10 protein-coding genes are annotated in these 11308 nt (G+C 69.7%); 6 read left to right on the forward strand and 4 right to left on the reverse strand.

From position 1 onward, the window contains the following. Nucleotides 1-103: 103 nt before the first annotated feature. Nucleotides 104-2713, reverse strand: a complete 2610-nt coding sequence (locus ACTJK8_RS27080) for a beta strand repeat-containing protein (RefSeq protein ID WP_440762819.1) — start codon at nt 2711-2713, stop codon at nt 104-106. Nucleotides 2714-3220: 507 nt separating this feature from the next. Between ACTJK8_RS27080 and ACTJK8_RS27085 the strand changes: the two genes are divergently transcribed. Next, entirely contained in the window at nt 3221-4504 is a 1284-nt protein-coding gene (locus ACTJK8_RS27085) for a family 16 glycosylhydrolase (RefSeq protein ID WP_440762820.1), read from the forward strand. A 336-nt stretch (nt 4505-4840) separates the two neighbouring features. After that, nucleotides 4841-5896 carry a YihY/virulence factor BrkB family protein gene (locus ACTJK8_RS27090; RefSeq protein WP_440762821.1) on the forward strand — a complete coding sequence of 352 codons (1056 nt, stop codon included), beginning with the start codon at nt 4841-4843 and terminating at the stop codon, nt 5894-5896. 93 nt (nt 5897-5989) lie between these two features. Here the strand turns inward: ACTJK8_RS27090 and ACTJK8_RS27095 are convergent, their stop codons facing one another. Both ACTJK8_RS27095 and ACTJK8_RS27100 read right to left on the reverse strand, forming a co-directional pair. Beyond that, entirely contained in the window at nt 5990-6208 is a 219-nt protein-coding gene (locus tag ACTJK8_RS27095) for a hypothetical protein (RefSeq protein ID WP_440762822.1), read from the reverse strand. Continuing rightward, the gene (locus ACTJK8_RS27100) at nt 6205-6348 is read right to left on the reverse strand and encodes a hypothetical protein (protein ID WP_012330005.1); all 144 of its coding nucleotides are present in this window, start codon (nt 6346-6348) and stop codon (nt 6205-6207) included. The genes ACTJK8_RS27095 and ACTJK8_RS27100 overlap by 4 nt, the downstream gene beginning before the upstream one ends. Before the next feature lie 353 nt (nt 6349-6701). On the opposite strand from ACTJK8_RS27100, the gene ACTJK8_RS27105 reads away from it, so the two are divergent. Next, nucleotides 6702-6839 carry a hypothetical protein gene (locus ACTJK8_RS27105; protein ID WP_164891414.1) on the forward strand — a complete coding sequence of 46 codons (138 nt, stop codon included), beginning with the start codon at nt 6702-6704 and terminating at the stop codon, nt 6837-6839. A gap of 653 nt (nt 6840-7492) precedes the next feature. Here ACTJK8_RS27105 and ACTJK8_RS27110 read toward each other — a convergent pair. Continuing rightward, complete coding sequence (locus ACTJK8_RS27110) at nt 7493-7858, reverse strand: ArsR/SmtB family transcription factor (protein WP_029359805.1); 366 nt, start codon at nt 7856-7858, stop codon at nt 7493-7495. 106 nt (nt 7859-7964) lie between these two features. Here ACTJK8_RS27110 and ACTJK8_RS27115 point away from each other — a divergent pair, with 106 nt between their 5' ends. From ACTJK8_RS27115 to ACTJK8_RS27125, 3 genes are all read left to right on the forward strand, one after another. Next, nucleotides 7965-8711, forward strand: coding sequence for a glucose 1-dehydrogenase (locus ACTJK8_RS27115; RefSeq protein ID WP_012329512.1), 747 nt, complete (start codon nt 7965-7967; stop codon nt 8709-8711). Nucleotides 8712-9288: 577 nt separating this feature from the next. After that, complete coding sequence (locus ACTJK8_RS27120; RefSeq protein WP_012329513.1) at nt 9289-10176, forward strand: VOC family protein; 888 nt, start codon at nt 9289-9291, stop codon at nt 10174-10176. A 929-nt stretch (nt 10177-11105) separates the two neighbouring features. Further along, nucleotides 11106-11308: Hpt domain-containing protein (locus ACTJK8_RS27125; protein WP_440762823.1), on the forward strand; the 203-nt coding region annotated here is incomplete at its 3' end.

Here is an 11308-nt window from a genome sequence, read left to right on the forward strand (position 1 = left end):
AGATCGATCCCTCGGCTTTGCAGGTCAGCGAAGCGGTTCAGGCCGACGCGACGCGGGCCGCAGCGTCGGGACGGCCCCGCCGCGGAAGCGGCGGGGCCGGATCTCACAGGCCGAGCAGATGCAGGCCGCTCGTGGCCGTGTGGGGAGTCGGGTCCGCGTGCTGAACCTCGGCGTGGCCGCCGAGATCGATCGTGGCGATGCCGAGATCGACGCTGACGCCCTGAGCGGCACCCGCCCCGGCCGGCGCGGCGGATGTCGCCGACACCGCGTCCACGAGGTGGCCGACGAGGGAATCGGCGCCGCCGCCGGTCTGCGGCAGGTGAATGCTGTCGCTGCCGAGCAGGTTCGCCGTGGCCAAACTCGGCTGATCGGCACTCACCGCGATCGCGCTCACCTCGACGGCGTGCGCCGGATCGGCGGAGGGCGTGAGCACGGCGACGTCCGCGACCGGGGTCGCGGTGGTCGGCCCCGCCGACGCGTCGATCAATGGGTGGGTCCCGGCTCCCGCCTCACCCGATGGGCCGCCGGTGAGTTCGCCGAGCAGGCTGCCGACGGCGCCGCCCGCCGCACCGGCATCGCCCCCGCCCAGGACCGTGGTGACGGCCGCGACGACGCCGTCGACCGGAGTGCCGGTCTGGTGACCGTCCCCGCCGGCCGCAGGAAGGATCCCCGCGACCGAACCCAGCACGCTGCCAGCCGCACCGGTCACGGATCCGACGTCGCTCGCCACCTGCGCCACCGCGGGTGCCCCGTCGCCGGCCAGCACCGCGCCCGGCAGGTTGACGACATCGGTCACGAGATTGCTCGACTCGCCGAGTTCTCCCAAGCCGACCGCGGTTCCGAGGTTGATCACGGCGTGGAGCGGGTCGTTCAGGGCCGGCACAGCGTGGCCGACCTGTTCCACGCCGGCATGGACGCCGTCGATCAGCGTATTGGCGACATCCCCGACCGGCTGCAGCGGCGCGTTCGTCCCGAGGAGCGCGCCGGTCACGCCGGAGCCCGTGCCGCCGTTCAGGCCGCCCAGCAGACCGTCGACGGCACCGGTACCCTGGCCACCCGTGAGGCCGCCGAGCGCGGAGGTGACCGGTGCCAGGAGGCCACCGCCCGGCAGGCCGGCTCCGAGACCGCCGCCGGCCGTGTCGAGGAGACCGGTCGCCGAGCCGACAACGCCGCCCAGCGCGTCCGCCACGGGCCCGAGATCGTCGGCGACCTGAGCCACGCCGCCAGGCCCGTTTCCGGTCAGGATCGCGCCGGGCAGGTTGATGGTGTCGGTGAGCAGATTGTGGGTGTCGCCGAGTTCACCCAATCCGACCGTGTTGCCCAGCGCGATCACCGCATGGAGCGGGTCGTTGAGGATCGGAACATCGTGTCCGACCTGCTCCAGCGTCGCGTGAACGGCGTCGATCACGGTGTTGGCGACATTGCCCACCGGCTGCAGCGGTGCGTTCGACCCGAGCAGAGCCCCGGTTCCGTCCAGAGCGCCGCCGGTCACGCCGCCGAGCAGGCCGTCGACCGCGGCGGTGACGGGGGCGAGGAGACTCCCCGTGCCCGGCGCTCCCGCACCACCCAGGTCGCCGACGATGCCGGTGACGCCGCCGAGCAGGCCGCCGGCAGCGCCGGCCACCGCGCCGACATCGCCGAGGATAGGGGACAGCGCCCCGAGTCCCTGACCGCCCAGGAGGGCACCGGGCAGGGCCGCGGCGTCGGTCAGCAGGTTTCCGGCCTCGCCCAGATGGCCGAGGCCGAGGGTCTCGCCGAGATTGGTCAGGCCGTGGACGGCCCCGTTCAGCAGCGGGATCTCGTGCCCGAGGTTCTCGAGGGTCATGTGGACGTCGAGGACGGCGGTGTTCGCGAGGTTCGTGACCGGGGCAAGAAGGCCGCCCGGCGCGAGCAGGCCACCGGCGGTCGCGGTGCCCGTGACGGCGGTGATCAGCGTGTCGGTCGCTCCGAGAACGGGACCGAGATCCGTAAGGACCGGACTGGCCGAGGCGAGGCCGCCGCCACTCAGAATCGACCCCGGCACGGCGAGCGTGTCCGTCAGGAGATTGCCTGCCGCGCCGATGTGACCGAGGCCGACCGTCTCGCCGAGGCCGGTGAGGGCGTGAATCGGCGCGTTGAGCACCGGGATCTGGTGGCCGGCATCCTCGAGCGTCGTGTGCAGGTCGAGGACGGCTTGGTTTAGGATCCCCGTCACCGGCGCCAGCGTGCCGCCGGAGCCGACGAGGCCGTTGCCGGCCACGGGCAGTGCCGTGACGGTATTCAGCAAGGTTCCGGCAGCCTCGGCGGCCTGGCCGGCATCGCTCAGCACCGGAACGACGGCGCCGCTCTCGGTCGGGTTGGCGACGGCGCCGGACAGATCCGTGATCAGGTTGCCGCGCTCGCCGATATGACCGAGCCCGATCGTCTCGCCGAGATGGGTCAGCCCGTGGAGCGGACCGTTCAACGCTGCGATCTGATGACCCGTGTCCTCGAGTTGGGCATGCGTGTCGAGGACGATCCGGTTGGCGGTGTCCGTCAGCGCGTCGGGGAGCAGCGACCCACCCTCGTCCGCGGCGCCGACATCGACGGCACTCTCGACGAGGGAGGCAATCGGGCCGAGGCTCGTCAGCTGCCCGGTCGAGAGTGCGGTGGAGGACAACAGTGCGCTCGACCCGACGAGCCATTCGAGCGAGCGTGACGACGGGTTGAGCGCGGCGAGCGAGGACGACGTCATGAGCACCTCCGGTTTTGATTCGTAACCGGCAGTACAATTTTGGGTTGCAAAAGCGCGCGTCCGTAGTGATTACCGAGCCGGGGACCTCCCGTTGCTGCGCGCTGGCTTTCGGAAGGCCGACGGACGGAGCCGGCCGACCCTCTCGACTTTCGGCCCGAGCCCGAGACTGTCCGCCTCCTCAACGAAGCCTTTGACTCCTGCGAGCCGTCTCCGAAGCGATCTGATACTGGAGAAAGGCCGGGTCATATGCGCGCTCGGTTCAACCGGGCAGGACGCCTGTCGCCCTGAGGTCCGAGCCGGCGCCTCATCCAACGCAGAGTATCGCCGCACGGAACCCGCGCGCCGTCGCTCCGCGCGCAGCGACAGCGGCACCCCGCGTGCCGTGCCGTCCCCGAAATCGTGCGCGCCATCACGGCTGGAACCGGCCCACGGTTCCCGTATTACAGCTTATGATTGTACAATTCGGTACGACCGCTCCGGTGCGTGCGGCGACTGTGCAGGTGACCCGTGGGTATCGATCCGAGCAATCTCGCCCAGACAGCGACCCTCACGTACAGCGAGGACTTCGACAGGCTGACGCTCTGGGACGGCACCGTGGGTCTCGACACGTCCGGCGGTCCGCAATGGAGCATCCACGTCACGTCGACCGGAACGCTCCCCTTCAATCAAGAGCAGCAATGGTATGTCCGCGCCGATCAGCCCGCCGGCAGCGCGCTCGCGAGCCCGTTCAGCGTTCACGACGGCATCCTCAGCATCACCGCCGCGCCGTCCGACCCGTCTCGACTCCAGGAGTTGGGGGGGCAGCCCTACACCTCGGGGATGATCAATACCTCCCACAGTTTCAGCCAGACCTACGGCTACTTCGAGATGCGGGCCGAGCTACCCGCCGGTCAGGGCTTCTGGCCCGCCTTCTGGTTGCTCCCGGAGGACGGTTCCTGGCCGCCCGAGATCGACGTGATGGAGATGCTCGGCCACGATCCCGGCACGCTCTACACCACGGTGCACGGCCTGGCGCCCGGCCAGACCCCCGGCAACCACACCGTGAGCCAGGGTATCTCCGCCGTCGCCGACATGAGCGGCGGCTACCACACGTACGGCGTCGATTGGCAGCCGGACACGCTGACCTTCTACTTCGACGGACAGGAGATCTACCGGACACCGACGCCGGCCGGTCTGGACAAGCCCATGTACATGATCGCGAACCTGGCCGTCGGCGGCTCGTGGCCGGGCGACGCCGACGCGACGACGCCGTTTCCCGCGCAGATGAACATCGACTACATGCGCGCCTATCAGGCTAATCCGGGCGCCCCCGCGGCGCTGGAGCCGGTGTTCCACTTCTATGACGCGGCCACCGGGCAGCATTTCTACACGGCGAGCGCGGCAGAACGCGCGCATCTGGAGAGCACCCAGTCGGGTTATGCCTATCAGGGCGTCGGCTGGGACGCCCCGGTGTCGTCGTCGGCCACCGACGACGTCTTTCGATTCACCAACCCGACGACCGGCGACCACTTCTACACGACCAGCACCGCGGAGCGCGACGGGCTTCTCTCGGACGGCTCCGGCTACCACTATGACGGCGTTGCGTTCGACGCCTACGCGAGTTCGGCTGCCGCCGGACCGGGCGCGTTGAACATCGAGCGGTTCGTCAACACCGAGAGCGGGCGCCACTATTACGCTTCCAGCGCCGACGAGATCAGCTACATCGAGCAAGGTCACGCCGGAAGCGGCTGGATCGATGAGGGCCATGCCTTCACGCTGCATGCTCCGACGACGAGCATGTTCGGCATGTGACGATCGATCCCCGACGCTCGACGGGTTCAGAACGCAGGCTCGGACAACGCGGGATCGCGTTCGGGGCGCGAATCGCGCTCGGCCTCGTCAGCCAGGGGTTCCCATCACCGCGGCGCATCGGTCACGGTGGCGCCGGAAGCCGCAACGGCGCCGGTTCTCGGGACGAGAGCCGCCCGGGGGATGGCCGCTCTCGGAGATTGCAAAAGGCCTCCGGAGCGGGTGGTATGGGCGCGAGGCCGAGCCGCGCCACGTGATGCGGCGAGACGGCCGACGCGGCTGGCACCACGCCCGGACAGCGCCTCGTGCGCCCGCGTAGACCGCCGCGCAGGATCCCGCGTGAACCCGGACGAGAGCCACGACGAGGATGAGGGCGACGATTGGCGCTCCGTCAGCACGCGCCGCCCCGACCCGAGAAGCCTCAGCCTCGCCCAGAGCCGCGCGCGCGAACCCGGGCGCGGTCGAACCGCAGATGATCCTGCCCAAATCCCGGCTGTGGGATGGAAGGACGTCCTCTTCAGGGTCGTGTACTCGTTCCCGCGCGATCGCGTGCTCGCCACGGCCGGTGGCATCGCCTTCTTCGCGCTGTTGGCGACTTTCCCGGCCCTCGCGACCGTCGTGTCGGTCTACAGTCTGTTTGCCGACCCGCACGCCATCAGCCAGCACGTGAGCCTCCTCGCGGACGTGCTGCCGAGCGGCGTCCTCGACCTCCTGTCCGACCAGCTGATACGCGTTGCCCAGCAGAGCACCGGTGCGCTCAGCACAGCCTCGCTGGTGAGCGTCTTGATCGCCTTCTGGAGCGCGAATTCGGGGGTGAGCGCCCTCTTCGACGCGCTCAACGTGATCTACCGGGAGCGCGAGAAGCGTTCGCTGACGCGCTTCTACGCCACCACCTTCCTGTTCACGCTCAGCGGCATCCTGTTCGCCCTGACAGCCACCAGCTTGGTCGTCGTCCTTCCGATCGCGCTCAACCAGCTCGGTCTGGGCGCCCTGACGGACGCTCTGCTGCGTCTGGTGCGCTGGCCGGGACTGCTCATCCTCGTGAGCCTGGGCCTGGCCGTGACGTATCGGTACGGACCCAGTCGGCGCGACGCCAAGTGGCGTTGGGTGAGTTGGGGCGGCGCCGCCGCGGCCGTCTCCTGGGTCTGCGCCTCGGTCTCGTTCTCGTGGTACGTGGCCAGCTTCGACAGCTACAACAGGATCTACGGCTCGCTCGGCGCGGGCATCGGATTCATGACGTGGATCTGGTTCTCGGTCGTGATCGTGCTTCTCGGGGCCAAGTTGAACGCCGAGATCGAACGTCAGACCGCGCGCGACAGCACGACCGGGCCGCCGAAGCCGCTCGGGTCCCGCGAGGCCCATGCGGCCGATACCGTTGGCCCGCCAGAGGGCTGAACGCGGGTCGGTGAGGCAACGGGATCGCGGCCTGGACGCGAAGCCGCTGCGCCGGCCGGCCGAGAGCGGAACGGCCGCTCCCGTTCTCGCTGCTCAGGACAGAGACGGGAGCGGGCCGGTGAGGTCGGGCCGCTCCTCGATCGTCCAGACGGCGTCGAGGATACGGCGAACCGCGCGCGTGCCGAGACGCTCACCGGCATCCATGCGAACCTCGCGCTCGACGGCGTCCCGGGTCATCGGCCGTGCCACGAAGCCCGGGCCATCGTCGGCCTGACGGACGATCTCGCGCCCGTCCGCCAGTGCGGCGGTCACGCGGTTCGGCACCGTTCCGGCTGCGTGGTCGTCAGGGCGGCCTCCTCGGCCGCGGTGACCCGGTCGATGAGCGCCAGCGGGGATGGGTCGCGGAGTCGGTCCTGGGCGTAGCTGGCGCTGGGAATGGCGACGTCGAGCATCGCCCGCGCGGATAAAGGGCTGGCCGTGGTCGGCCGTGTCCCTTGTCGTGGGGCGCCACTTCTCGTGAAGCGGCCGGCGGTGACGTAGCCGCGATGCATCGCTGCCGGGTCGGACAGATCCCGACACGGCTTACGCGATCTCGGCCCGTCGAGCGGGGAGCCCGCCTCCTCGCGTCGGCGAGCCCCCTCACCCCGTCCTCGCGCGAATGATCGTCGGGCCGAGCACCGGCGACCGCCGCTCCTAATCCCGGCACGCACATGCAGGCGCCGCATGCCTGGCGTGAGGAATGTGGCATACCAAGACGGCGTGTGCAGTGCGATATCGCCCTCACGCACTGCACAACAGGACGCCGATGACCCTCTTCACCGCTCTCGCGCTTCTCCCCTTCGCCGCCATCGCCAACTTCGCGCTCGTGGTGGCGCTGGCCAATCAGTTCGACGACGACCGGCCGGCCGCGGGCTTCCCCGGCGCGGTCCCGACCCTCGCCTGAGCTGTGCCCAGCCCGCCTCACGCGGGTGAGATCTAGCCTCCCCCGGAACCTGGTCCGGGCGTCAAGGAGCCTCCGGGACTTCCCGGAGTTGCTCCTGTCAGTGGTCCACCTCCGACGCGCGCTCGCGAGCCGTGGCGGCCGGGTCAGAATTTGCGAGGCGTCGAGCCGCCCTGAGCCGCATCGGCACGATCGTCGCTGTCGGGGTGCCTCCGGTCCCGGGCGCCCTCACGGCCCTCGGCCAGGGTCGGAACGGCGAGGCCTTCCGGCACGCCGGACGCAGGTGCGCCACCGCGTCCAGAGTCTCGTCACCGGAATGGGGCTGAAGTCGGCTCTCGGATTGAGCGAGAGCGCTTCTCGCGTGCGGCAATCGACGACCGTCGGGATCCGGAGCGGACGCCCGTCGAACGGGCGGACCTGAAGTCCATCACCCAGACCACGTCGGGGCCGCCGGATCTCCGGCAGACCGCGTCCGCCATCGCACCGCTCCCCGCCTGCCGCAGGGCGGAAGCGATCGGCTGCCTCGCGAGGTGGTCGGGCGGCACGGCATCCATCCCCATCGGGATCTGGGATCACCCGAAAATTCGCCCTCAACGCGGACCGGTCTGCCGGGTCAGGGCCAGGAGCGGTTCCCGACGCGGACCCAGGCCGCGTCTTCAGCGCGACGCGGTGGTCTTCGCGGCCTGCAGCTCGGAGCCCGCGTCCGAGGCGTAGGCGTTGATGATCCCCGCCAGCAGACCGGGAAAGCGTGCCTCCACCTCGAGCCAGCGGGAATGGTTGCGCACCTCGACGCCGTGGCGTTCGCTGCGGATCAAACCGGCCTCGCGCAGCACCTTGAAGTGGTTGGACAACGAGGATTTCGGGATGACCCGGTCCCCGACCGCCGAGACGGCCGAGCAGGCCTCGACACAGCCCGCCTGCATGATCTTGGCGAAGATGGCTGCCCGGCTCGGGTCGGCGAGCGCGTGCAGGATCGCCTCCGGACGCACGTCCTCGATAGCGGGGTGAAACAGCGGTCTCATATTTCGTCCCTATGGGGTCTTGAACGACGCTCCGTTAGTTCCGAAGTTCCGAACTATGGGTCGATGGCTGCCATACCGGAGCCGGCCCATATCGGAGATAGCACACATGTCGAAGCTTGCGGGCAAGGTCGCCGTGGTGACCGGGGCATCCAAGGGCATCGGTGCGGGGATCGCCAAGGCGCTGGCACAGGATGGCGCCGCTGTGGTGGTGAACTACGCGTCCAGCAAGTCCGGGGCCGACGCCGTCGTGGCGGCGATCACCTCGGCCGGCGGCAGGGCCATCGCGGTCCAGGGGGACGTCTCCAGAGCGTCCGAGGCGCAGGGGGTGATCGAGGCGGCGGTGCGGGAATTCGGGCGGCTCGACGTGCTCGTCAACAATTCCGGCATCTACGAGTTCGCGGCGATCGAGGAGGTCACCGAGGAACACTATCGCCGCCAGTTCGACGTCAACGTGCTCGGCATCCTGCTGGCGACGCGGGCGGCCGCGAAGCATCTCGGCGCGGGCGCGAGCATCGTGAACATCTCCTCGGCGATCACGCACGTGCACACGCCGACGGCGGCGGTGTACGCGGGCACCAAGGGCGCGGTGAACGCCATATCGGGGGTGCTCGCCAACGAGCTGGCCCCGCGCAAGATACGCGTGAACGTCGTCAGCCCGGGCTTCGTGGTCACTGAGGGCACGCACACAGCGGGCGTCGTCGGCTCCGAGATGGAAACCGGTCTCGTCGCGCAGACGCCGCTCGGCCGTGCCGGTCAGCCGGACGACATCGCCACGGTCGTGGCCTTCCTCGCGTCCGACGACGCGCGCTGGCTCACCGGCGAGAACATCACCGCCAGCGGCGGCATCCGCTGATACACGACGACGACACCTGCGCGCAGGGTCCAGGCAGACTGCGCGCAGGGGCGGAGGCAGGGCGGCGATGAGCGGGCCGGTGCCGAGGACGGCCCTCAGCCGCACCGTGCCGCGGACGGATCTACGGCGTCGGAAGTCGATCGCGGCCGACAGCAGGACCGTCCGCGGCGGGCCCTGGCCCAGGACGTCCTTGCCGGTCGGCGCCCAGTGGGGTTGCCCGACACGTTGACGACGTTCGCCGGCAGGGTCAGCGCCCGGTCCCGGAACGTGGGAGCGCAGCGCAGACCGACATCGCGGGTCGCCCCGTCCGGGATCTTCTGGCTCTTGGCGCGGTCGTGGTATTGCGCCGACGTGTCGGTCACCCGGCCGGTGAGCGTCAGGCCTGGAACGCGGCCCGGCGGCAGGTCGTACCCGCCGTAGAGGTTGAGCGGCAAGGACGCTGGGCCCGCACCGGCAGGCCGTCGAGCAAACTGACCCCGACCGGGACACGGATGCCCGCCACCGGGGAGACGAGAACCCGCTGAGGGCCGGCCGCAATCCCGTCTCTCAAACGGGCCGAGCACTCTGGAGACGGACCATGGCGACGCCAGCTTCAAGCCAGCCCCCGGTCGGACCGGACCGCGTCCTGGCCGAGGCGCCGTACCGGATCGGTACGGTGACCCTCGTCGTGCGCGACCTCGGCGCGCTCACGCGGTTCTACCGGGACATCCTGGGGCTCCGCATCCTCTCGGAAGCCGACGGTGCCGTGCAGCTCGGGACGGGCGACGCCACGCTCCTCGTCCTTCGGCACGACCCGGATGCGCGGCCACGGGCGCCACGTGAGGCCGGCCTGTTCCACACGGCGTTCCTGCTCCCCGGCCGGGGCGACCTCGGAGCTTGGCTCCTGCACGCGGAGAAACACGGCATCGCGCTCACCGGCGGCGCCGACCACCTCGTGAGCGAGGCCGTGTACCTCGACGATCCGGAAGGCAACGGCGTGGAGATCTACGTCGACCGCCCCGCCTCCGCGTGGCAGCGCGCCTCGGACGGTACGGTCGTGATGCGCAACGAACGGCTCGATCAGGCCGGGCTCGTCGCGGCCGCGACACGTCCCTGGTCGGAGATGCCGGCCGCTGCCTGCGTCGGGCACGTCCATCTCCAGGTGGGCGCGCTCGAAGCTGCGGAGCGCTTCTACGCGAAGCTGCTCGGTTTCGACGTGATGTGCCGCTATCCCGGTGCCCTGTTCCTCGGCTCCGGCGGCTATCACCACCAGCTCGCCGGCAACGTCTGGAACAGCCGAGGTGCGGCCGTCCGATCCGAGGGGCTGACGGGCCTCGCCGAGGTGGCCCTGCTGGTCGATGGACCGACCCTGGCATCGGCAAGAGACCGGCTGCGCGAGGCCGCCGGGGTGCTTGGCGGAGCCGGCGGCACGCTCGTCGTCCGCGATCCTTGGGGCATCCCCGTGCGGCTCGTGCCCGCGGATTGACGGCGCCGCTGGCGCGATCGGACGGATACCTGCGGCGCGCGATCTGAACAATATTTGCCGCCTGAGGATCGCCAAAGGATGAAGCCCAATAGTCTAGCGATCTGCGCCTCTGCCCTCTTCGCAGGAACCTTCCTGATCGTGACTGACTGGTCGAAGATCGCCGCTGTTCATCCCGTCGAGACGCCCGAGTCCTCCGTCTCGTCGACGTCGAAGCCGCCGTCGCGTTGAGGCACGGTCCCGCGCCGGACATGCAACGCGCGAGAGGCTTGCGCCACGACCGTTCGGCTCGAAGGCGCGATGCTGGATCGGCATGCCGAGATGTAGCGGCGGGAGGAGCGCGGGGCCGGCTCGGGCAACAGTCGGAGATATGAGGACCGGCGCGTCCGGCCCCGGAGAGCGATCACCTCGGATCTCCCGCCGGACGCCGGCACCGCGGTCAACCTTCAGAAGGCGCTGGGCCTACTGCCGACATCGCCGGCGGTGCCGACGTCGCGGGCCGTGATCCACGCCCACCGCGGATCGGGCCGATCCGCGGTGGACCGCCTGTCCGTCATCGAACCCGGAGATCGCCATGCGCCGGCCGGCACGCGAGATCGCCGGCCGCTCCCTCGATCCTGTGATCCACCTTTCCATATATCTCAGTATAACATGAATATATTCGAGTCATTGCGTCGGCGACGATCGACGAGAGCGCACAATATATGTCGTTAACTCAAAATTTGCGGTCGGCTTATAGATGTTTATAGAGATCGTGACTCTGAGCTGCGTGGCTTTCTGCTCCCTTTGACGGGAGACGATGACCAAGGCAGTCCAGCGGGTGTCCCGGTCTCGGCAAGGTTCGCGCGGATCGGCACCGGAGACATCCGCTCGCTGCAGTCCGCGCGCTCCGCTCTGTCCGTGCATTTCGCGTGCGAGGGTCCGATCGTCCCATGACTGCCCTGGATCCCGCGGAGATCTTCCGCGCCGAGGCCGCCGAGCTGCTCGCCTGCCTGGAGACGACCCTGCTCGACCTCGGCGACCGGCCCGAGGACCGGACCCTGATCGACACCGCCTTCCGCGCCCTGCACACCATCAAGGGCTCGGGCGCCATGTTCGGCTTCGAGCAGGTCGCCGCCTTCACCCACGACTTCGA

Source organism: Methylobacterium sp. 22177 (genome assembly GCF_052045615.1).
GTDB classification, from domain to species: Bacteria; Pseudomonadota; Alphaproteobacteria; order Rhizobiales; family Beijerinckiaceae; genus Methylobacterium; species Methylobacterium radiotolerans.

Excerpts from the sequence above, each read along its gene's own strand:
- ACTJK8_RS27120 (WP_012329513.1), top strand. The coding sequence starts at position 9,289 with ATGGCGACGCCAGCTTCAAGCCAGCCCCCGGTCGGACCGGACCGCGTC.
- ACTJK8_RS27115 (WP_012329512.1), top strand. The coding sequence starts at position 7,965 with ATGTCGAAGCTTGCGGGCAAGGTCGCCGTGGTGACCGGGGCATCCAAG.
- ACTJK8_RS27105 (WP_164891414.1), top strand. The coding sequence starts at position 6,702 with ATGACCCTCTTCACCGCTCTCGCGCTTCTCCCCTTCGCCGCCATCGCC.
- ACTJK8_RS27080 (WP_440762819.1), bottom strand. The coding sequence starts at position 2,713 with ATGACGTCGTCCTCGCTCGCCGCGCTCAACCCGTCGTCACGCTCGCTC.
- ACTJK8_RS27110 (WP_029359805.1), bottom strand. The coding sequence starts at position 7,858 with ATGAGACCGCTGTTTCACCCCGCTATCGAGGACGTGCGTCCGGAGGCG.
- ACTJK8_RS27100 (WP_012330005.1), bottom strand. The coding sequence starts at position 6,348 with ATGCTCGACGTCGCCATTCCCAGCGCCAGCTACGCCCAGGACCGACTC.